The organism is Flavobacterium sp. ST-158 (genome assembly GCF_058309975.1).
In genome coordinates this window covers 87608-110025 of the sequence record NZ_JBZEEN010000008.1, presented here as the reverse complement: position 1 = coordinate 110025, position 22418 = coordinate 87608, and the positions used below count along the sequence as shown (strand labels likewise).

Genomic DNA, 22418 nt, shown 5'->3' with positions numbered 1-22418 from the left:
TAAAAACTTTGAACAGCCTTTTTTCCTTCCAGAATCAATCTTTTTCTACAAAAGCAAAAGCTTCTTCCAATTGCGAAATATCGAAATAGCGTTCTAATCTTCCTGAACTTGCTCTTTCAAAAAATAAATTATCTATAGGAACTAATGCTTTTAGCATTTTAGAATGGGCAACAATAGCTAGATGTCCCATTTTTTTGTAATTGCGTAACGCCCAAACGGTATCTTCCCAAAAAGCTTTGGTGCTGCTTTTAGAAAGTTTCATTTCGTCTAATTTGATTAAAACATTGACTTTGTCAAAACCTTTCTCTAATTTTTCCAAAAATAGTTTTTGACATAATTTTTCGTCAGTTTCGGTAAAGCCATCAAGTATAGTAATGGCTAATACATTGTTGTTGTAGGTTTTTAATTGTTCGATCATTTTTTATTTTTTTTAGCTGTTTAAAAAAATATTGAAAGTGCAAAACCAAAAATGATTAAGATACCAAATCCAATAATTATTGGTTTTCTAATGCTTTTTTTAGACAAAATGATCCCGTAAATCATTTTCAAAATATTATTACTCGTTACGGCATTTATGACAGCAGTGGCTAAAATTCCGTCGCTAATACTCCATTTATTTTGAAAAATATTGATGATAAAAGGATCAATATCGGTTACACCCACAACAAAGGATAAAATTTTAATTCCCGATGTTCCGTATTGCATGTTTACAAATCCGGTAAGCAGCGCAAATACAATAAAAAGAATGCCAAAAACTAAGGAAGTTTTAAATTCTAATGGATTAGATAAGGAGTTTATTTCGGCTTGATATTCGGGTTTATGCTGTTGTTTATAGTCTAGCCAAATAAAGTATAAAGCTATAGCTGCTGAAAGCACAGCAAGAATACTCAAACTAGGCGCTAACTGCATAGCAATCGATTTATTAAACAAATAGGCAAGAATAAATATTCGAATAAACATCATGGTTGTGGCTAAGATAATAGCGGCTGTTATTTTATAATTTTCATCAGATTCTTTACTCTTTTTTGCCAAAATAAAAGTAGTAGCTGTGCTGCTGTACAATCCTCCTAAAATTCCAGTGAGTAGAATGCCTGATTTTGGAAAAACAAATTTTTGTAATAAATAACTAAAATAGGAAATACCCGAAACCGCTACGATGGCCAACCAAAATTTATAAGGTGTAATCGAAATAGTTTCTGAAAAAGAAGTGTTGGGTAGTAGCGGTAAAATTACTCCAGCGATGATTAAAAATTTTGCTAACGTAATAAATTCGTTATCGTCTATTTTTTTTGAAAAATCAAAGAGCGCTTCTTTTATTTCTACCAATATTAAAACCGAAACAATAATTAGGATGACCAACCAATCTACTTGGGTATAAATCAATGGAGCAATGCAAAACGTAATAAGCGCAACAATAATAGAGGTTAAACTATAATCTTTTTGCAGATGGCTTTTGTTGAAATAAAATACCGCTAAAAACAATCCTAGTACCAATCCACCACCAAGGAAGGGAAGCAAGGTGTCCGGGGATAATTTGTAAAGTATAAAACCTAAAATCCCGATAAGCGTAAAAGTTCTATCAGTTCCAAATCGACTTCCTATGCTTGAATTTAAAAATTGTCTTCGTTGCTCTAATCCAATCAATAAAGAAAAAAGAACCACCAAGGCAAATTTTATTAAATCTGGAGGTAATAAATTGATTAATTCGTTCGATTCTTTCATCTTGAGCAGTTTTGAAATCAAATATTTTTCATGCTATGGAAGCTTTCTCTCGGTTTTTATACAGCCATTCCATTATGAAGCATAGTGAAATAATGGATAGAGCCACCCAGACTCCCATGATGTTGGTTTGGAACTGTTGGTTGATTAAAACCGCAGTTGCCAACATGCACAACAAAAAGCCTATTAAAGGTACAAATTTATTTGTTTTCATTTCAGGAGCTAAGCGGTATCCTGCCCAATTGACTATCCCAAAAATCAGCAAAAAACCAACACTTCCTGCAGTAGAAATACTTTCTAAATCAAGTATGTTTACTAAAATTAATGTTGCCACAGCAGTAATCAATAAGCCAACGGGTTGATTCCAGAGTTTCGCTAGAAAATGATGCGGTAATTCATCGTCTTCGGCAATTTCATAATTTACTCGACTACCTCCTAATAAGGATGCATTTATGGCTGAAAAAGTAGAAATTAAAGCGGCTATTGTGATAATCGTAAATCCAATATCACCCAACATCGGTTTAGCAGCTTCGGCCAAAACATAGTCTTGAGCAGTTGCGATCTTAGAAAAAGGAAGTGAACCTACAGTGACCAATGCAATCACCACATAAAGTACCATGACAAAAAGCACCGAAAAATAATAGGCACGAGGAATGTTTTTCTCGGGATTTATAATATCAGGAGCTGCATTAGCAATAAGTTCAAAGCCTTCGTAAGCCACAAAAATAACCATACCTCCAGCAAACAATTGGATGGGCGATTCCCAGTGAGAAATAGCTAATTGAGTTGTGGTAGGATTGCCAATTAAACCGTAAGCACCAATAAGAATAAAAGCAATTAGAATCACTAATTTTATAATTACCGCATACGATTCTATTTTGCCCACCACGCTTATGCTATAATAATTGATAGCTGTTGCCAAAAGAATAATAGCTGAGGCATAAAGATGAAAATCAAGGGGCTTGCTAGCTGTTATAGCAGCCAAATTAGGTGCATAGGAGCCAAAAGCAGAAGCATAAAGTGCAAGCATGATAATATAACTAATCCATAAAAGATTATTCATAGTACCACTAAAAACGGTTTTTCCAAAAGCTTGATTGATAAATTTTACGGTTCCGCCTCGGTCAGGGTATTTTTTAGATAGGTTGACATAGCTGTAGGAGGTAAGTAGGGCCAGAATACCTGCAAATAAAAAAGAAATGGGCGTGCCGCCTTTAGCTAGAGATACCGCCAGACCTAAAACTGCAAAAATACCACCGCCTACCATACCACCAATTCCTATGGAAATCGCTTCTTTTAATCCAATGGTTTGCTTCATTTTAATCTGTTTTTTGAATAAACCTGTTGAGGTTTAGACGAAAATACAAATAAATTATGGTGTTTCCTCAATATCGTTTAGAAGATATCGAGGCTTGCTATAGTAAAAAATTATTCGTTGGCTTGTTCTATTTCAAAAGTTTCCGCTGATTTTGTTAGGTTGTCTGACTCACAAACTTCATATAAAAGAGCAACCAATTTTTTAGCTTCCTCGGGTGGAAACATCGTTTTTACAAATTTACGTTTCTTATTGTAATAGATAATAATGGTTTTTACTGGAGCATCGCAGCAGTTTTGTCCTTCTAGTTTTAAAGTGTCGGTTCTCTTTATTTCAGCTAGCAGTTCTGCATACTTTTTATGACTCATAATGCCTTTGTAGTAAGCTTTAGTAGTCGTTGTATTTGCTGTGCCACTGACTAATTTAGAACTACGACTACTTTCTCCTTTGGAAAGTAAAAAACTTTTATCCTGATTAATTTGTAAGTTGTAAATAGGACAATTGCCAAAACAAGCTGAGGTATTAAAAATGATTTTCTCGAAACTATTTTGTGTCCTTTTAGAAGCACAACTTGACAGAATTACTGTTAAACTTAATATGAACAATATTTTTTTCATCATTGTTAATTTATGATTTTTGAATGTAAAGATAAGGAGTGGCTAGTTATTTTGCTCAAAATAAAGGTGTTTTAAGTTTTTTAATGAAAGTTTTGTTATTTCATTTTACTCGATTTTATAATTACAAGAGGTAAGAAGTAAAAGTATTAGAATTGAAATTAAGTTTTTCATCATTTTGTTATTCAATTGTTTGGATTATTTGTTGTTGTGAATCATTATATAAATCGAATAAAAATTACCACCAAACCTGAGTAGGTAGGATTGAAGGTAGTCAGATTTTATGTTTTCAAATATGTTAAAAAGATCTTACAAATAAACTAAAGGTATAATTTGAGAAACAACGACAATTTCAATTTTTTAGAAATATATTTTATGTGGTATAAGTGAATAAAAAAATCCGATTTTGGGGGCAAATCGGATTGAGTAGGTTAGTTTTTAGCACTTCGACAAGATTAGGCTGACAATAAAATACTATACCGTCATGGAAAACAAAGTGGTTTCGGGGGCTTTTCGTTTTAAATGCAGGTCAAATGCCATACAGATATTTCGAACATAAGCTTTGCCTTTATCAGTAACCAGAATACCATTTTCTTTGATAATTAGTAGGCCGTCATTTTCCATTTCTTCTAATTGCAGCAGTACTTTTGGAATTTCTTTGAAATAGCTATTTTCCTCGTCCCAATGGGTTTTAAAATGACACATAAGATTCAAGATGTGTTTTCTAATAATGAGATCTTCATTTGTTAATAAATGTCCTCTAAAAATGGGCAATTTGTCCCATTCTAACAGTTGGTAATAATCGTCTAGGTTTTTCTCATTTTGTGCAAAGCTATACCAACTATCACTTATGGAAGAAACTCCTAAACCAATCATTAATTGGGTTTTTGATGCACTGTACCCCATAAAATTACGATGCAATTGGCCATTGTTGAAAGCTCGATACAAGCTATCGGTGGGCAAAGCAAAATGATCCATGCCAATTTCGTGATAGCCATTTTTTAGTAATAATTCCTTACCTACTTGGTATAGAATTCTTTTTTCTTCGTCTTTTGGGATGTCTTCATCTTTAAAACCGCGCTGTCCATTTCCTTTTATCCAGGGCACATGAGCATAGCTGTAAAAGGCTAATCGGTCGGGTTGTAGCGATTTGGTTTTTTCAATCGTATCCACAACGTCTTTTAATTTTTGGAAAGGCAAACCAAAAATAATATCGTGACCTATGGAGGTATAGCCAATTTCTCGGGCCCAAAATGTCACTTTAGCTACATTGTGAAACGGCTGTTCCCGATGAATGGCTTTTTGAACTTTTTCGGCATAATCCTGTACCCCAAAACTGACTCTTCTAAAACCTAAATCGTAGAGTTTTTGCAAATGTGCATAAGTTGTATTATTGGGATGTCCTTCAAAACTAAATTCATAATTTTCGGCTCGACTGGCATAAGCAAAAATGCCGTTGATTAAATCTTCTAAATTTTTTGTTGAAAAAAAAGTAGGTGTTCCTCCGCCCAAATGGATTTCTTTGATGATGGGTTTTTCATCTAACAATTTGCTGTACAAACGCCATTCTTTTAAAACAGCTTGGATATAGGGAGATTCTACACTATGATTTTTGGTAATTCTTTTATTGCAACCACAAAAAGTACACAAACTTTCGCAAAATGGGAGGTGAATATACAGGCTAATTCCTTCTTTAGTATTACTTTCTTTAAAAGATTTTTTAAAAGATGTAATCCAGTCTTGATAGGTGAAATTGGTTTCATCCCAATACGGAACAGTAGGGTAACTGGTGTATCTGGGACCAGGAACATTGTATTTTTGAATCAAAGAATTTTTCATAATCAATTATTTTCAAATCAAAAGTAGCGTGATTTCTCTTGACTAGAAATGATAATTGTCATACTTGTATTTTTTAGTGTTAAGAGACTATTGTTGTCGTGAAAAAACTTTTGTGTTGACATAAAAAAAAGCGATTTTCAAACTGAAAATCGCTTTTTAAACTCCTAATTTACACTTCTTAAATCAACTTTATTCTTGATTTAGATTTCTAAGTTGTTTTAGTTTTTCTTTCCAAGTTTCTAAGCTTTCTTTGTGGATAGCAATGTTTTTACGAACCTCTAAAACAATAGAGTTTTCTTTTTTTGCATTCTTGGTATTGGCAAAAAATTGAATGTTGTTTTCTAATTGGAAAATCTCGTTCTGTACTTCTTCTATTTTACGAATGATAAAAATCTTTTCGTTTTCTAGTTTTCTGTTGTCATTACCGTCCGAAAGATTTTCTAGTTTATTGGCAAAACGCATCATATCAGTTTCTTTTTTGCTCAAACTTAGTTTGTCAAACAACGCATCTAATATTTTGTTGAATTTACCTTCAATATGTCTTCTGGTATAAGGAACTCTTCCGATGTTTTTCCAGTTTTCAATATGCTGTTTTATAGCATCTAAATCGGTTTTGTGGTCGCCCACTAATTGAAATTCTTTAATGCTTTCTAAATAAGCTTTCTTTTTGTCAAAAGCTTCCATTTCTTCGGCATTATGTTCACTTCTTTGTTCTTTTAAACGGTCAAAATAATGGTTGCAAGCCTCTTTGAATTCGGCCCAAACTTTATCGGAGTATTTTCTAGGTACATGACCTATTTTTTTCCAATCTTCCTGAATTTTCTTCATGATTGGGGTTGTTGCTGCAAAATCTTCGCTGTCTTTTAGCTCGTTAGCTTTGGCAACCAGAGCATTTTTCTTATTTAGATTTTCGTTTTGCTCTTTTTTAATGTCTTTGTAAAATGAATTTTTAAAAGCATTGAAGTTTCTAACTGCATTTTTAAACGCTGCCCAAGTAGCTTCATTAACATCAGCAGGAACTTTTCCAGTAGAGAAAAAAGCTTCTCTTAAGGCTTCTACTTTTCCTATTTGAACCAACCATTGCGAATGGGCGTTTACTTTTATAGTACCCAATTCTTCAATTTGAGCAATAATAGCGTTCTTCTTTTCAAGATTTTCTTGCTCAGTTCCTCTTAATTTTTCAAAAAGGATTTCGCGTTTGTCGTGCATTTTTTTGGTTAAATCAGAAAATTGATTCCAAATTTCATCACGATGTTCTCTAGAAACAGGACCGATGTCTTCTTTCCAGATGCGGTGTAAATCTTGTAATTCTCTAAAAGCTTTATTGATATCTGCCTCCTGAAGCAATTCTTCTACACGAGTAATTATTTTTTGTTTAAGCTCTAAATTGTGTTTAAAGTCTAAATCTCGGGCTTCTCTATCTAGGTGTAAATAATCGTAAAAATTCTCTACATGAAAATGATAGTTGTTCCAAACGTGGTTGTATTTGTCTTTTGGGATAGGACCTGCTGTTTTCCAACGCTCTCTTAATTCGTTGAAATGTTTTAGCGTATCCTTAATGTTTTCGTTAGGATTGATTAGCTCTTTTAATTCTTCAACAATAGCGAGACGTACTTCTAAATTGTTTTTTAGATTGTTTTGAAGACTTTTGTAGTGCGTGTTTCTATTGTCTTTGTATAAAGTATAAAACTGATCAAATTTATTTTTCAAAGGAAAATGATACTGAAATTCTTCGGTAGTGTCCGGGTTATCAGCAAGAAATTCTTCTTTTTTCTCTTCTATAAAGTGGTTGTATTTGGATAAAAAAGCTTTTTTTATTTCCTCCACATGATCACGTATAGACATGACTTTTTCATTAGAAACCAGCTTTTGTAATTCGTCAACCAATACTTCCATAGATAAAGTATCGTAATCAAGCATTGGAATTTCATGACGGGCTTTTAAGGTTTCGTCTTCATGTTCTTCTGCATTTGAAGCCTCAATTTCATTGATGGCTTGTTGCTTTTTACAATTTTCGGTATCCTCCGCTGTTTGTTCTGAGGCTGGAATATTAGCCGCTTCAGTGTTAGTGGTAGCTTGATTATCTGCTTGAACATCAGTGGCTAAGTTTCCATCTGTCTCGTTCTTGGATTGAGACAGGTTATCATTCATTTCTTCTAACATTTTTTTAAATGTTTAAGGGTTCTGTTTAATTGGTTAAATTGATTGGAAAGATAGTAAAGGTCTGTTGAAAATCAAAATATTTCCTTTGTTTATAGTTGATTTACTTAAAAGAATCAATTTTTTTTAGTGTTTTTTGCACATTTTATATTCTTTTTTAAGATATATCTAAATTGAAAAGAGTTCAATAGCTTAGCTTTTTTATCAAAAAAAAGAATCGTTATTAATAGGTAAAACAGGTATGTGTTTTCTACTTTAAAATTTTAAAAAAAAACAGCACAGATTTGACCAATAACAAACAGTTTATTGAGAAACAATCGTTCGAAAAGTCAGATTGATTCGGGCTTTGTTGATTTTTTTAGAAGGAGGAAGGCGGTGCAACCAATGGCTTTGTGTTTCGTCTTTCATGACTAAAAGGCTTCCAGATTCCAGTTGTATAGAAACGGTTTCTTTGGTAGTTTTGTGTTTAAAGGCAAATTTTCTTTCGACACCAAAACTAAGAGATGCGATTGCTCCATTTTTCTTCAAATCTTTTTCACCATCGCTATGCCAAGCCATGCCTTCCTTGCCATCATGATATAAGTTAAGTAAACAGGAATTATAGGTTTCGGCTGTTTTTTCTTCAACCAAGGCTTTTAATTCTGCTAATTCAGTGGTCCAAGGCAAGGCTTCTTTAGTAATTTTAGAATAGCTGTATTTAAAATTGTTATCGCCGTACCAAGCTACTTTTCTCTTGGTTGTAATTAATTGTCCAAAAATAATGGCTTCGTCATTTTTCCATTCGATAGATTCTAACAAACGATTGAAAAAAAAGTCTGCTTGAGAAAAGCTCATGATTTTACCATAGTACAAAACTGTACCGTCTTGTGGCAGCAGGTTCGTGTTTTCGTCAAAATCGGGATTAAATAAATCCATTTTTTTCTTCTTTAAGCTTTAATTCAATTCCTTATTTCTGGTGGAAAATCTCAATTTGTTTTTTGGTTAAACGTTGTTTTAGCCATTGAACCAACTTGCTTTGTTCGTCAGGTTCAAGTTCATTTTTACTTTTGTATATAAGTACAGGAACTACTTTTGTACTGTCGGTTTTCTCATTAAAAGTATGATTAGAAATAGATATGTTCTCAATCTTTGGGAACAAAATTTTCATTTCGGCAAGTAGTTCGTGGTTCTCAAAATGATTCGCAGCAATTTGCTTTTTCAAATTAAGAATGGTAACATCTTTTTGACTCAAAGCCGATTTGTTGTAATTGATTTCATTTAAAATATCGCTTTTTAAATCGGTAGTATCTTGTTTTACAACTAATCGAGTGTTTTCTAATTCGTAATCTTTAAGACTGTTGTTGAGCTCCTTAAGTTCAGTATCACTAAAACGTTTAGAAAGGAAACCAAGTTCTAGAATCTTAGGTTTTTTGTTGAATTGTGTTTTTTGGTATACAATTGTAATTCCTTTATCTGTAAATTCTTTTTCGGTAAAAATTGTAACCTGTTGTTGGAATTTTTTTTCTTCAAATAGCTGATAGGCAAAATAAATACTTGGAAGAATAAAAATAGTCAATAAGGTACTAATGTAATATTTTACCTTTTTTTGAGTGGGATCATCCAATTGTTTTTTGATAGGATAAGCTAAATATTTTACAATTAGAAAGGTAGAGATACAAATAAAAATACAGTTTATGGAGTACAAATACATGGCTCCAAAAAAGAATTTAAAACTAGCAGTTGCTAATCCGTATCCAGCCGTACAAAGTGGCGGCATTAAAGCCGTTGCAATGGCAACACCGGGAATAGGATTTCCTTTTTCGACTCTGGTTATCGCAACTGCCCCCACAATTCCACCAAAAAATGCAATCAGAATATCGTAAATATTAGGCGAAGTACGCGACAAAAGTTCGGGTTGAGCTTCTTTAAACGGACTTATATAGAAATAAATAGTAGAAACTATTAAACTGACAAGAGTAGCAATCAAGAGGTTTTTTAAAGACCTTTTTAACAAGTCAAAATCGTAAGTTCCCAATCCAAATCCGGCTCCAACAATTGGTCCCATTAAAGGAGAAATTAGCATGGCACCAATGATAACAGCCGTCGAATTAACATTTAATCCTACGGATGCTACTACTATAGCACAGGCTAAAATCCATAAATTAGAACCTCTAAAAGAGATATTGGTTTTTACATTTTCTAAAACTTTTGATTTATCTTCTTCACCTCGATTGAGGTTGATGTAAGCAAAAAGTTTTCTAACTATTGACTTCATTTTTGTTTTTTAAGTTTTGTTTTAACAGTAAAAAACCAACGATACCAGCAGTTAAAGAAGAAATTAGAATGATAAATTTAGCGTTATTAATGATATGATGGTCGTCAAAAGCAAGTAAGGTCACAAAGATAGACATGGTGAAACCAATACCTCCAAGAAAACCAACACTCATGATGGTTTTCCAATTTAAATCGTTAGGTAATTTGCACAAACCAATAGAAACCGCAATGAAACTAAATAAGGCAATACCTAATGGTTTTCCAACCACTAATCCAAGCATGATTCCCATACTGTAATGCAAATGTAACGTTTCTACGATATCAGATCCTAAGACGATGGCAGTATTTGCTAAGGCAAATAATGGCAGAATGATAAAAGCAACTGGTTTGTGTAAAAAGTGTTGTAATTTATACGATATTGATTTTTTAGTTCCGTCTCCAAAAGGAATTACAAAAGCCAATAATACACCAGTAATTGTAGCGTGTATTCCAGAATTTAACATAAAATACCACATGATAACTCCACCAATAAGATAAGGAATTAGGTTTTTTACTTTCATTCTATTAAGAATAAATAATACTAATAAAATACCTAAGGCAATCCCTAAATTAGACCAAAAAATGGTTTTAGTATAAAAGATAGCAATTACTAAAATAGCTCCTAAATCGTCAATAACGGCTAAGGCAGTTAAGAAAACTTTTAAGGATAATGGCACTCGATTTCCTAATAATGAAAGTACTCCTAAGGCAAAAGCAATATCAGTAGCCATAGGAATTCCAGCTCCAGAGTGGGCTACAGTTCCATAGTTAAGTAATAAATAAAGTCCTGCAGGAACCAACATTCCGCCTAAGGCAGCAAAAATAGGCAATAAAGCTTCTTTGATATTTGACAATTCTCCCTGATAAATTTCTCGTTCTAACTCTAAACCAATTAGTAAAAAGAAAATAGTCATTAAACCGTCGTTAATCCAGTATTCAAGACTTTCTGTTCCTATTTTCATGTGCCAAGTGTGTAGGTATTCTGCAGAAAAAATAGAATTAGCTAATATTAATGAAATCAAAGTGCAGCCAATTAAAACAAGTCCACTTGATTTTTCATTATCAAAAAATTCTTTAAAAAGGTCTGAATTGTAAAGGCGTTTAATGGTCTTTTTCATTTGTTATTTAATTTTCTTTTACATTATGCTTTTTGTAATCAATACTAACTTACGATATTGCTTACTGCTGTGTTTTAGTTTGTTTTTATCATTTAGTTAAAGAAATGATTGATTTTACTCTTATCTTTAGAAAAAATGTAGAGATATGCAAAAATAACGAAATACTTAGTAAAAGTCCGCTGTTAAAATGATAATATTAGACTATTTAAACTTATCTAAAATAACGAAACAGGAAATTGCCTTTGTTTTTTTTATTAATTTATTAAAGCATTATAAAACGATATTTTAAAATTGATACTTAATTAGAAGCTTAATGGCTTTTAAATAAGTTTGTTACAAAATCATAAAAGCTTTTTATGTAGTATTAGATTAAAACTATTGCATTCTGTCTTTTAAATTGTTTTCATTGTAGTATTTTTGAAAATGCTTAAAAAAAATGCCAATAGTACTTTATGAAAATAGTTATATCACCCGCCAAATCATTAAATTTTGAGAAAGAATTGCCTACAGTGCAGTTTACACAGCCTAGTTTTTTAAAAGAATCCAGACAAGTCCATAAAGTATTGAAACAACAATCACCAAAGGATTTATCTAGCTTGATGTCTATTTCGGATAAGTTAGCCGATTTAAACTGGCAACGCAATAAAGAGTGGAAAACCCCTTTTACTCCTGAAAATGCTCGCCCAGCGGTATATACGTTTGATGGTGATGTTTATACAGGTTTAGATGCTTATACCATTCCTGTTGAAAAATTGGATGTACTTCAGGATAAACTTAGAATTTTATCTGGTTTGTATGGGATTTTGAAACCTTTGGATTTGATGCAAGCCTATCGATTAGAAATGGGTACCAAATTGCCTATTGGTGATAAAAAAAATCTTTATGATTTTTGGAAATCAACTTTAACGACCGCACTTAATAAAGAATTAAAAAAAGAGGAGTTATTTATCAATTTGGCTAGTAATGAATATTTCTCAGCTGTTGATTCTAAAGCGTTAAAAGTTCCTGTAATTACTCCTGATTTTAAGGATTATAAAGATGGAAAGTTAAAAATGATTAGTTTTTTTGCCAAAAAGGCAAGAGGAATGATGGTGCGTTATATTATTGATACAAATGTAGAAACTATTGATGATTTAAAAGGATTTAATTACGAGGGCTATCAGTTTGATGCTAATTTGTCTAAAGGAAATCATTTAGTTTTTACTAGATAAAAGTTTAGTTTAAAAGCAAGAAATATACAAAATCCGAATTTCACTTTTATTGAATAGTGAAATTCGGATTTTTTTGATAAATCTAAATTCTAAAATATGTCTTGTCAATTAGTGCATAGCATCGGCAGGATTTATTTTGTTGTTCCCTTTTTTGATAAATAAAATAATAGGAATACAACATAAAAACAATAATCCTAAGTACATAAAAATATCCATATAAGCGAGTACTGTACTTTGTTTCATGACAGAAAAATCGAGTACTTCGTATGCTTTTTTGAGCGCTTCGTTTATAGAGTACCCTTTAGCCATAAATCCATGTTGCAATTGAGAAATTCTTTGCTGTACCTCGAATCTACTAGCATCTAAATTTCGAACTAAATCTACACGATGACTTTGAGATAATCGAGTGATAAACGTGGTAATAATGGCAATACCAAATGAACCACCTAATTGTCTCATCATTCCTGTAAAAGCAGCTCCTTCACCAATGTTTTTTCCTTTAAGAGTGGATAGTGATAAAGTGGTAATAGGGACGAATAACAATCCTAAACCAATTCCTCTCAAGATTAATGGCCAATACATGTGTTCCACACCAGTGTCTGGAGTCATGTTGAAATACATGGTCATGGTGAAAATAAAGAATATTAGGAAGCCTACTGCTACCATGTAACCTTGCGGCACACCTTTTTGAATCATTTTCCCCACAAAAGGCATCATGATGGCTGTTGTAATCGATCCTGGAATTAGGAGTAATCCGGCATCCGTTGCTGTCCATCCCAAAATAGATTGGGTGTAGATAGGGATAATCAACGTAGAACCGTATAATCCAAATCCCATAATAAAACTCAAAACAGTACCAATTCGTAGATTTCCATCTTTTAATACACCCAAGTTCACAATTGGGTATTTGTATACTAATTGTCTCCAAATAAAAAGAATTAATCCAAAAAAGGATACAATACTCAGTCCTACAATCAAATTATCATTGAACCAATCATCTTGTTGACCATGTTCTAAAACAAACTGTAAAGAACCAATAAAGGTGGCTAAAAGTATAATTCCATACCAATCGACCTGATTTGATTTTAATTTTTCTCCATATTTTGGACTTCTCACAAAGCTAAGAGTCAAAATTGTAGCAATAATCCCTAATGGAATATTGATGTAAAAAATATAAGGCCAAGAAAAATTATCTACTAAATAACCTCCTAAAGGCGGACCCAATGTAGGACCTACAATTACACCCATACCGTAAATAGCTTGCGCCATTCCACGTTTTGCAATAGGATAACTTTCGGTTATAATGGTTTGTGCTGTTACCAGCAAAGCACCACCTCCTAAACCTTGAACAAATCGAAAGGCTACTAATTCCCAAATATTTGTTGCATTTCCGCACAAGAAAGAAGAAACCGTAAATAGGATAATCGAAACAGCAAAATAATTACGTCTTCCAAATTGTTGCGAAAGCCAGCTTGTCATTGGGATTACAATAACATTTGCAATTGCATAGGCAGTAATTACCCAAGCAACATCTGTTAATGTGGCTCCTAGGCTTCCCCTCATGTTGGTCAAAGCCACATTGACAATAGTGGTATCTACAATTTCAAGCAAAGCACAAAGTACTGCTGTAATTGTTATGATTACCCTTCTAAAGCCATATTCTACTAAATCGTCGTCTGCTAGTACCATATTATTTTATATGTACATCTACATCCACATTCATTCCTGGACGTAATAGTTTTACTTTTTCAATATCATTTGATGAATCAATACTAATTTTTACCGGTAAACGTTGAATCGTTTTCACAAAGTTTCCTGTTGCATTATCAGGAGGTAAGATTGAAAAACGAGAGCCTGTAGCTGGTGAAAATGAAGTTACGGTTCCGGAAAATTCATAATCAGGATAAGCATCTACTTTTAAAGCTACTTTTTGCCCTGCTACCATTTTGTTTAGCTGTGTTTCTTTAAAGTTAGCAATGACCCAAGCCTCATTGTTGTTGATGATATAAAACAAAGATTGCCCTGGTTGTACCAATTGTCCTGGCTGAATATCAATTTTAGAAACTTGTCCGTCTATAGCAGCAGTAATAACAGTGTAGCTTAAGTTTAATTTAGCCGATTCTAATAAAGCCTGTGCTTTTTTAATATTAGCAGATGCTACATCAATTTGTTTGTCTGAAACTACCGATTTAGCTTGAGTAACCGATTTTTGAAAAGCAGAAGCTTTTTCTTGTTGTTGTAAAATACGTACTTGATTTTCGGCTTCTTGTTTAGCAGCTAAAGCTTGCTCGTATTGCTGTTTAGTAATTGTATGGTTTTTATACAAATTGCTGTAACGATTGTAATCATTTGTTGCTAAACCTAATTTAATTTTAGCCGATTGGATGTTTCCAGTTGCCGATTTTACATTAGCATCCGATACCGATACGCTTGCTAAAATACTACTAATATCAGCTTTTGATACTTCAAAATTTCCTTCGGCTGCTGCCAACGCTGCTGCAGCTTCATCAATTTTTAATTCGTAATCTTTTTTGTCAATGGTAAATAATGTATCTCCTTTTTTTACAAAATCATTGTCTTTTATGTACACCTTACTAACATAACCAGAAACACGAGGAATAATTGGAGTCATGTATTTTTCTATCTGAGCATCATCAGTTCCCTCATGGGATAATGAGTGGATGTATTTGTATGAGCCATATACAACGCCTAATAGTACTAAACTACCTATTATAGCGATAAATTTTTTGTTTGTTTTTTTCTTTTCCATTTTAGGTATCGATTATATTTTAGAAAGTTTGAAAGTTTGGTTTAATTGTCCTGTTACAGATAACAAGCTGTAATATTTTTGAGTAACATTGGCTTTAGCCACTGCCTTATTAATTTTAGCACTCAATTGCTCTACATCGGCTTCTAATAAGTCATTAGTGTCCGATAAGCCATTGTCGTATTTGTCTTTTATAATTCTATAATTTTCAGTAGCCTGTTCTAAAGCTTGAGTGTAGACTATATTTTGTTTTACTGATAAATCATAATCTTCTAATGCTTTTTGAACTTGAATTTTAATGTAATCGGTAAGCATCATTTCAGAATTTTGGATTTCAGCAGCTTTGCTTTTTGCTACTTTTACTTCCGTTCCATTTTTAAAAATGTTACTTAAGTTATACGATAGTCCAATACCAAAATTCATTGCGTTTTGAACATTGATTACATTTTTAATGTCTAATGTTGTATAACCACCTACTAGAGAAAGTGAAGGATAGTAGCCACTACGAGCTACTTTTATATTAGCCAAACTTGCTTTTTCCTGATAGCGCATTGCTTCTAAATCCTTACGGTTTTCTAATGCCGGATTTTCATCCATTGGAATGTTGCTCATGTCAAACGTGGTAAAATCACTTTCTTTAACTTCAATTGTAGTTTTAGGATCAAGCTTTAATAAATTGGCTAATTCGTAATTAACCACATTCAAATCGCTATTGGCCTGGTCTAAAGATAACTGCACTTTAGAAAGTTGTAATTGTGTTTTTAGTAAATCGTTTTTAGGAACAATTTCATTTTTTTCCAATTCCGTAAAATCACTTACACGTTGTTGTGCGCTTTTGTAATTTTCTTTTAGTAATTCAACTGTTTTTTGAGCTTTATATAAGGATACATAATAGTTAATTACTTTCATTGCTGTTTCTTCTTTGGTTTGCAAAGCATTAGCTGTTTCAGCTTGAAGTAAATTATCTGAAACCTTGATGCTGTTATGCAATTTAAAACCCGAGAAAATGGGTAAGCTTGCATTGATTTGTCCTAGAACCAATTGATCTACATTAGGAGCTTTAGAATCCGAACCGCTATCATCGCTACTAGAGCTGTTGCTTTTCATGTCTATATTGGCTTTGGTCAAACGTTGGTATTGAGCCGAAGCTTTCAAATCCGGATAGGTATGGTTTTTAACCGACTGCAATTCGTATTTTTTAGTAGATACTTTCGCATCGGCTAAGTTTACTTCATTGCTCTTCTCCCAAGCCATGTGGATGGCTTCATCGAGTGATAAACTCTTTTTTTGCTGAGCTTCTACGGAAGTTATTCCTAAAAATAAAATCCCAAAGAGTATTAATTGATTAGCTTTCATAAATTAGAAGTGCTTTGATTGTTTGTTGAATATGCGTTTTAAATTTTGTTTGAATATAATTATCGAATTGATCGTCAGTTTCTAGAGCCAAAAGTTTTTTGAAGTAGGCTTTATTCATGTTGAAGTGAAAAAATGTACCCATTATTGTGGTTGGAATTAGTGGAATGATTACATCTTTTCTAAAAATTCCTTTTTCTTGTCCTTCATGAATAATTGTTTCTAGTGATTTTAAATTCCGATCTCTTACCTCATTTAAGACTTTTAATTTGTCTTCATGATCTTCTGATGAAAATTCGAAATGTAAGATTCGATAAATGCCTTTATTGCATCTAATACGGTTGATGTAAAGTTCAATTAACTTGTCAATTTTTTCAATAGGATCTAAGTCTTCAACGGATAAGTTTTCCATTTGAATTTTTAAATCAGAAGTGCGATAGATGATTAAAGCTTCCAGTAATTTTTCTTTCGAACCAAAATAATAGGAAACCATTGCCACATTAATTTGGGCTGCTTTAGCTATAGTTCTAATCGAAGTTCCTTCAAATCCATTTTCAGCAAAAAGAGTTTCTGCTATTAGAAGAATTTGGATTTGTTTTTCATTAAAATCAGTTTTCACTTGAATGTGTTTTTAATTACAGTACAAAATTAAACAACTGTTTAAATTAAACAGCTGTTTAATTTTTATTTAACACAATATTAACGTGTGTGGTTAATGTCGATTTTGTTTTTAAGTGTTTGAAATTGTTGACTTTAATGTGTTTTTTATTGCTTTTTGATTAATTAAAAAAGCACGATTTAGAAACATTTTGAAAACATGAGTTGTTCATTTGGAATGCAAAATCACAGAAAAAGAATCTTGTTTCTATTTTTTCGGATATTGATCTTGTTAAATTAATTAGGTTGTTTAATCTAATTAATGCTAAATACTTCATTGTGAAAGCTGTAGTTTTTAGAATTCAAAATTGTGAATATCTATTTTTAAAAGAGGGCATTTATTTTTGCTCTAAAATCTATCTTTGGCATCCTTAAAAAAAGAAATTATGAGCGCAATTTGGTACGAATGCAAAGTAAAATATAGAAAAACGGATGAAACCGGAAATCAAAAAATGGTAGGTGAAATTTATTTGGTTGACGCCATTTCTTTTACCGAAGCCGAAAGTAGAATTAACGAAGAGATGAAGGCTTATGTGAGCGAAGAGTTCAAAATTGCTAATATTAAAGTAGCTAATTATGCCGAAATTCATCCTTTTGAAAATGCCGATAGATGGTTTAAATCTAAAATTTCTCTATTGGCTTATGACGAAGAGAGTGGTAAGGAACGCAAAACAAATATGTATTTTCTAGTTCAAGCTAATGATGTAAAAGAAGCTTATGATAATACTGTTCAAACCATGAAAGGTACCATGGGTGATTATACCATTCCTGCTATTTCAGAATCGGCTGTTTTAGACGTATTTCCTTATTTTAGTGGCGATGAAAACGAATTAGAACAGTTAGAACGATTTAATACGCTTAAAGCTTCAAAACCAGAAGTAGTTGCTGAAATGGAAGATCACATGGAATTTGCAACTGAAGAAGAGATGGCTTCAGAATAATTGTAGCTACACCCTAAAGCATAAAAATCGCAAATTAGAATTTCAAAAATGAAAATTAATTTGCGATTTTTTATTTAGTTAAAAATCACTTTCCAAAGCGTTACGATTCCTGTAATTAATATCAATACTAAAACAATAGATTTGAACTGTTGTTCTGAAATATGGTTTAGAATTTTTTTTCCAATGTATGTTCCAGCAATACTTACTAGAAGCAAAATGGGAATAAGGTACAAATCATGTTGATGTACATAACCATTATAAGTATACACAATGCTTCTACTGGAGTCAATGGCCAAATCAATAATAGCCGAAGTAGCTATAAATACTTCCATTTTAAGATTGTAAGCAGCTAATGTCATTCCGCGTATTGCTCCACCTGTTCCTAGCAAACCCGCAATTAATCCTGATAGTGTTCCACCTGCGAGAGAATTAGATATTGTGGGTTTAATAACTATATTTTTAAATAATAAAAAGATTAAACTTATAAGAATCAGAAATACCGCAAGTGCAATTTCAAGGATGTTTGTTGCAATGTATTTTCCAATAAATGCACCTACAATGACAAATAGAACTGCCGGAACACCAATGGTTAATAGTAATTTTTTATCGAAGCCTTTTCTAAAAAAAGCTATTTTAGTAAGATTGCTAGATACGTGAAAGAGTGCTGTAATGCCTAAAACAGAATGAAAATCTAAAAAATAACTGGCTATAGGTACAAAAAACAATGAAGACCCAAAACCACCAACAGTGCCAAGGATTTCAGCTAATAAGGCTAATAGTATAAATAAAGCTAAATTTTCCACGGATAAGTTTGTCTAGCTGTGTTATGTAAAAATACACTAAAAATACATACCTAATTTGTTTTTTATCTGGAAGGAGTTTTTTATCTACAGAAGCCTACTTTAATAGAGAAGTTACGGTTTGATATTGTTCTAATTTGCCTTAAAAATTAATAAAATATTGGCATTTAAAAAAAAGATAGTTTTTAAATTTATAGTAGTACTTTTTATTGGGCTGATAAAGGAATTAGCCTTTCTTTTTTGGCTTCAATAATTAGTTAGTATTAATTAAATTTTTAGAATTATGACAGAAGAATTCACAATCATTGAGAAAGAAGATATCACTTCTCTAAAGTTTCCAGCAACAGATGTTTTGGACGATGATAGCGAAATTAAAACCAGAATAAGCGAAATTAATAGAGCTTTAGCATTAGGAAATTTAGAACATTCAAAAATTAAAATTTTCTTTGAAGACAACGAATCTAAAAAAATTGTAAACACCACTGTGTGGGCAGTTACGGATAAAAATGTTGTTTTAAAACAAGGGGTGGTAATCCCAATTAATAGAATATACAAGTTGTTTTAGTCTTTCAATCATGAGATGGTTAATTGATTAAAAACTTTAATATGATGCAATAAAGCATAAAAAACGGCGCAAGTCTCCAAGGAGGTTGCGCCGTTTTTTATTGGTTTTGTTACTGAGCCGCGTTGCAAACGCTACGATTTGTCTATTTATATAAATAGGTACTTGATGCAATTGAGCACCAGTTGAGGTTTATTAGCCCATTGTATTATTCCCAGTTATTCTTTTGTCCATTGCAGTTCAATATATTTTGTGCAGTCATTTTTCATATCTTGAAAAGAATCAAGTAGAATTGCTGAACCACCATTTTTTACAACCTTCTTAATAATTTCATACGTTTCTTCAGCACCTTTTGGGTCTTGTCCAACTATGTCAAACACAATGTTGTTTGTTTTGGAGAGTGTTGCATATAAACTTAATAGACGTCTTGGATTACCAGAAAGTGTATTGACTTTTGTGTTTTTATTTATCCAGTTAATTTCATAAATTTTTGTTGCATATGGACTATCAAAATTTGCATTCTTTTTTAAGTATTCTCCAACTGTCACGGGATAAAAAAGTCGTCTAAGTTTCGGTTCAATAAAATGCTCTACGAATGTCAAGCTTTTATGAACCACAAAATTTTCATCCTTTATTTTTCCGCTAAAAATATCTTTTAGGAACATTTCAGTTTGGTAAAAATGCTTTCCATTGAATAAATGCACAACAACAATTTCTCCAACGTTCAAGTCGAACGGTGGTAAGTAAAAAGTCTCATTCTTTATTCCCTTATTTTCAATTAACATTATGTGGTTTTATAATTGGGTATAACGTTTCCCCCACCTGTAGCAGTTTGCGACTAACGAAGAGGAGTATTTTAGTTGAACAAAAATAAGAATTAAAACGGTAGTTCAACTAAATTCGCAAATGGCTACAGACGTGTGTTCTGCGAGGTTACTTTAATTCACGAATATTTCTTTTTGTATTTGTTTTCTTTGTCTTAAATGCTTTTCCAATATTGTGTAAATTATATAGTCCTCTTTTTGTTGAATTTTCTAATTCAAATCTTAAATCAGAAATATGTTGATAATGTTTTTTACCCAAATCTATTAATTCAGCATTAGATTTTCCAGCAGTTTTTATATTTAAATTGTAAAAAAGTTCGTTTAACTTTTCTAAATTCTGCGTTGTTTCATCATCTATCCACAAACTATAACTAATAGCCATAACCATATTTTTCTGAAAATCGAAAAATTCAACATCGCTATAAGAAAACATCATATGATAAGGTTTATTATCACTTTCATCCAAAACAACTGTTTTAAGAACTGCTATTTGACTTTCTATATATTGATAGGCAACTAGTCTTTTCTTTAGTATTTCTTTATAATACTCATTTTTGAAATCGAGTTTTTTGAGTTTAATAGAGATGATATATGAAACAAGTGCTGAAACTATTCCAGATACAAAAGTACTAGTTAAAATTAATTGGATATTTTCCATATTTAAGTAGGTTTTTAAGCGTAAACATTGGTAATATCGTAATTATATACTAATGACGTAGTCAGACATATGAACCCCATTTTGGGTGTATAAGTCTCACAGAAGTTACACTTTATAGTGTTGTTAAATATATAAAAATAATCTTTCAAATATTTTAAAGTAAGTAATATCAAGAAAAAAAATACCGCAAATTCACAAATTTTTAATCTGCGAATCTGCGGTAAAATAAATTTTTAATTCAGAAATAAACTATCGAATTGCTTTTACAAAATCAGCAATTTTTCCGCTGCCTTCTTCTGATAAATGTTTGATGAAAGCACTACCAATAATAGCACCTTTAGCATATTGCGTAGCTTGATTAAAAGTTTCCGCATTGTTGATTCCGAATCCTACGATTTGTGGGTTTTTTAAATTCAAATCAGCAATACGTTTGAAATAATCTTCCTGTGTGCTTCCAAAACCTGCTGAAGAGCCTGTAACACTTGCCGAGCTTACCATATAGATAAATCCGCTGGAAACGCTGTCTATAAAACGAATGCGCTCGTCAGATGTTTGTGGAGTTATCAAGAACACATTGATCAAGCCGTATTTGTCAAAAGTAGCTTTGTATTGTTCAGCATAAACATCAACAGGCAAATCCGGAATGATTAATCCATCAATACCAATTTCGGCACATTTTTGACAAAAGGCTTCTACACCATATTGTAACATTGGGTTGAAATACCCCATAATGATTAAGGGAATAGTAACCGTTTTGCGAATATCTTTCAGTTGGTTAAACAAAATTTGAGTCGTCATTCCGTTATGCAAAGCAGTGGTAGAACTCGCTTGAATGGTTGGTCCATCGGCCAATGGATCGCTGAAAGGCAAGCCAATTTCAATTAAGTCAACTCCATTTTTTTCTAAGTCCTGAATAATTTGTACCGTATCGTTTAGATTAGGATATCCAGCCGAAAAATAGATAGAAAGTATCTTTTTGTCTTCTTGTAATTTTTGTTCGATTCTGTTCATTGTATTTTTTTTAAACCCCTAAAATCCATCCAGTTTGTCATTCCGACGAAGGAGGAATCTCATATAGTTATTCAGCTAGCGGAGTTTCCTCCTTCGTCGGAATGACAATATTGGGGTAACTTTGTGTTTAATTTTTTTAATTGGTAACAATATACGCCCAAGCAGTTTGCAGAGATTCTAAGGTTACTTCGATGCGTTTGTAGTGCAAACCTTCGTAGGTGTCAGCAAGATGTACGTCTTCTTCGGTAATATCATATACAATTCCTTCTACAATGTCTGCGGTATTTTCAGTAGCCGTAATGATAGGATATTTTTCTATTCCAAATTCTTCTTCAATTTCGATATAGTTAATTACAAATCCGACTAATCTATCTGGGGTTCCTTTTAGCGAACGTCCAAAAATATTTTCTTGAATGTCTTTGTCTTTTAAGGTTCCGTAAGCGAATAATTTTTCCATTTGTGCTGTTTTGAAAATTGAACTTTGGTTATGTTTTGCGTTAGGGATGGCAGTGGAGCTCTCCCGATTTTTTATCGGGAAGCGGGAACGTACAGCCCGACCCCCGATTTTTTTTATCGG

21 protein-coding genes are annotated in these 22418 nt (G+C 32.4%); 3 read left to right on the top strand and 18 right to left on the bottom strand.

Features of this window, described 5'->3' with window-relative positions; translation table 11 throughout:
* Nucleotides 1-34: 34 nt before the first annotated feature.
* The 9 genes from AC4FRF_RS13060 to nhaA form a co-directional block, all read right to left on the bottom strand.
* Nucleotides 35-418 carry a SpoIIAA family protein gene (locus AC4FRF_RS13060; protein ID WP_491159996.1) on the bottom strand — a complete coding sequence of 128 codons (384 nt, stop codon included), beginning with the start codon at nucleotides 416-418 and terminating at the stop codon, nucleotides 35-37.
* 20 nt (nucleotides 419-438) lie between these two features.
* Complete coding sequence (locus tag AC4FRF_RS13055) at nucleotides 439-1722, bottom strand: MgtC/SapB family protein (RefSeq protein ID WP_491159995.1); 1284 nt, start codon at nucleotides 1720-1722, stop codon at nucleotides 439-441.
* A gap of 28 nt (nucleotides 1723-1750) precedes the next feature.
* Nucleotides 1751-3037: an APC family permease gene (locus AC4FRF_RS13050; RefSeq protein WP_491159994.1), complete on the bottom strand. Its 1287-nt coding sequence runs from the start codon at nucleotides 3035-3037 to the stop codon at nucleotides 1751-1753.
* 110 nt (nucleotides 3038-3147) lie between these two features.
* Complete coding sequence (locus tag AC4FRF_RS13045) at nucleotides 3148-3654, bottom strand: DUF6438 domain-containing protein (RefSeq protein WP_491159993.1); 507 nt, start codon at nucleotides 3652-3654, stop codon at nucleotides 3148-3150.
* Between the two features lie 468 nt (nucleotides 3655-4122).
* Nucleotides 4123-5487: an oxygen-independent coproporphyrinogen III oxidase gene (hemN, locus tag AC4FRF_RS13040; protein WP_491159992.1), complete on the bottom strand. Its 1365-nt coding sequence runs from the start codon at nucleotides 5485-5487 to the stop codon at nucleotides 4123-4125.
* A 189-nt stretch (nucleotides 5488-5676) separates the two neighbouring features.
* The gene (locus AC4FRF_RS13035; RefSeq protein ID WP_491159991.1) at nucleotides 5677-7650 is read right to left on the bottom strand and encodes a DUF349 domain-containing protein; all 1974 of its coding nucleotides are present in this window, start codon (nucleotides 7648-7650) and stop codon (nucleotides 5677-5679) included.
* 300 nt (nucleotides 7651-7950) lie between these two features.
* Nucleotides 7951-8562: an alpha-ketoglutarate-dependent dioxygenase AlkB family protein gene (locus tag AC4FRF_RS13030; RefSeq protein ID WP_491159990.1), complete on the bottom strand. Its 612-nt coding sequence runs from the start codon at nucleotides 8560-8562 to the stop codon at nucleotides 7951-7953.
* 31 nt (nucleotides 8563-8593) lie between these two features.
* Nucleotides 8594-9901 (bottom strand): TIGR00341 family protein, encoded by a 1308-nt coding sequence (locus AC4FRF_RS13025; RefSeq protein ID WP_491159989.1) that lies wholly within the window; start codon nucleotides 9899-9901, stop codon nucleotides 8594-8596.
* The gene (nhaA, locus tag AC4FRF_RS13020) at nucleotides 9885-11057 is read right to left on the bottom strand and encodes a Na+/H+ antiporter NhaA (protein WP_491159988.1); all 1173 of its coding nucleotides are present in this window, start codon (nucleotides 11055-11057) and stop codon (nucleotides 9885-9887) included. Before nhaA ends, AC4FRF_RS13025 begins: the two co-directional genes overlap by 17 nt.
* A gap of 452 nt (nucleotides 11058-11509) precedes the next feature.
* Between nhaA and yaaA the strand changes: the two genes are divergently transcribed.
* Nucleotides 11510-12268: a peroxide stress protein YaaA gene (gene yaaA, locus AC4FRF_RS13015; protein WP_491159987.1), complete on the top strand. Its 759-nt coding sequence runs from the start codon at nucleotides 11510-11512 to the stop codon at nucleotides 12266-12268.
* A 108-nt stretch (nucleotides 12269-12376) separates the two neighbouring features.
* Here the strand turns inward: yaaA and AC4FRF_RS13010 are convergent, their stop codons facing one another.
* From AC4FRF_RS13010 to AC4FRF_RS12995, 4 genes are read right to left on the bottom strand one after another with little or no spacing between them, the layout of a single operon-like run.
* Nucleotides 12377-13957, bottom strand: coding sequence for an MDR family MFS transporter (locus tag AC4FRF_RS13010; RefSeq protein WP_491159986.1), 1581 nt, complete (start codon nucleotides 13955-13957; stop codon nucleotides 12377-12379).
* A gap of 1 nt (nucleotide 13958) precedes the next feature.
* Nucleotides 13959-15038 (bottom strand): HlyD family secretion protein, encoded by a 1080-nt coding sequence (locus tag AC4FRF_RS13005; RefSeq protein WP_491159985.1) that lies wholly within the window; start codon nucleotides 15036-15038, stop codon nucleotides 13959-13961.
* Between the two features lie 12 nt (nucleotides 15039-15050).
* Nucleotides 15051-16391: a TolC family protein gene (locus AC4FRF_RS13000; RefSeq protein ID WP_491159984.1), complete on the bottom strand. Its 1341-nt coding sequence runs from the start codon at nucleotides 16389-16391 to the stop codon at nucleotides 15051-15053.
* Nucleotides 16381-17007, bottom strand: coding sequence for a TetR/AcrR family transcriptional regulator (locus tag AC4FRF_RS12995; protein ID WP_491159983.1), 627 nt, complete (start codon nucleotides 17005-17007; stop codon nucleotides 16381-16383). The genes AC4FRF_RS13000 and AC4FRF_RS12995 overlap by 11 nt, the downstream gene beginning before the upstream one ends.
* A 424-nt stretch (nucleotides 17008-17431) precedes the next feature.
* Here AC4FRF_RS12995 and AC4FRF_RS12990 point away from each other — a divergent pair, with 424 nt between their 5' ends.
* Nucleotides 17432-17986: a DUF4494 domain-containing protein gene (locus tag AC4FRF_RS12990; protein WP_491159982.1), complete on the top strand. Its 555-nt coding sequence runs from the start codon at nucleotides 17432-17434 to the stop codon at nucleotides 17984-17986.
* Nucleotides 17987-18060: 74 nt separating this feature from the next.
* On the opposite strand, the gene AC4FRF_RS12985 is transcribed toward AC4FRF_RS12990, so the two are convergent.
* The gene (locus AC4FRF_RS12985) at nucleotides 18061-18789 is read right to left on the bottom strand and encodes a sulfite exporter TauE/SafE family protein (protein WP_491159981.1); all 729 of its coding nucleotides are present in this window, start codon (nucleotides 18787-18789) and stop codon (nucleotides 18061-18063) included.
* A gap of 280 nt (nucleotides 18790-19069) precedes the next feature.
* Between AC4FRF_RS12985 and AC4FRF_RS12980 the strand changes: the two genes are divergently transcribed.
* Complete coding sequence (locus AC4FRF_RS12980) at nucleotides 19070-19351, top strand: hypothetical protein (protein WP_491159980.1); 282 nt, start codon at nucleotides 19070-19072, stop codon at nucleotides 19349-19351.
* Nucleotides 19352-19566: 215 nt separating this feature from the next.
* Here AC4FRF_RS12980 and AC4FRF_RS12975 read toward each other — a convergent pair whose 3' ends face one another.
* The 4 genes from AC4FRF_RS12975 to AC4FRF_RS12960 all read right to left on the bottom strand — a co-directional run bounded on the left by AC4FRF_RS12975 (nucleotide 19567) and on the right by AC4FRF_RS12960 (nucleotide 22298).
* Entirely contained in the window at nucleotides 19567-20133 is a 567-nt protein-coding gene (locus AC4FRF_RS12975; protein ID WP_491159979.1) for a hypothetical protein, read from the bottom strand.
* Between the two features lie 148 nt (nucleotides 20134-20281).
* Nucleotides 20282-20830: a hypothetical protein gene (locus tag AC4FRF_RS12970; protein WP_491159978.1), complete on the bottom strand. Its 549-nt coding sequence runs from the start codon at nucleotides 20828-20830 to the stop codon at nucleotides 20282-20284.
* 249 nt (nucleotides 20831-21079) lie between these two features.
* Nucleotides 21080-21841: a tryptophan synthase subunit alpha gene (trpA, locus tag AC4FRF_RS12965; protein ID WP_491159977.1), complete on the bottom strand. Its 762-nt coding sequence runs from the start codon at nucleotides 21839-21841 to the stop codon at nucleotides 21080-21082.
* Nucleotides 21842-21977: 136 nt separating this feature from the next.
* Nucleotides 21978-22298: a gamma-glutamylcyclotransferase family protein gene (locus tag AC4FRF_RS12960; protein WP_491159976.1), complete on the bottom strand. Its 321-nt coding sequence runs from the start codon at nucleotides 22296-22298 to the stop codon at nucleotides 21978-21980.
* Between the last annotated feature and the right edge of the window lie 120 nt (nucleotides 22299-22418).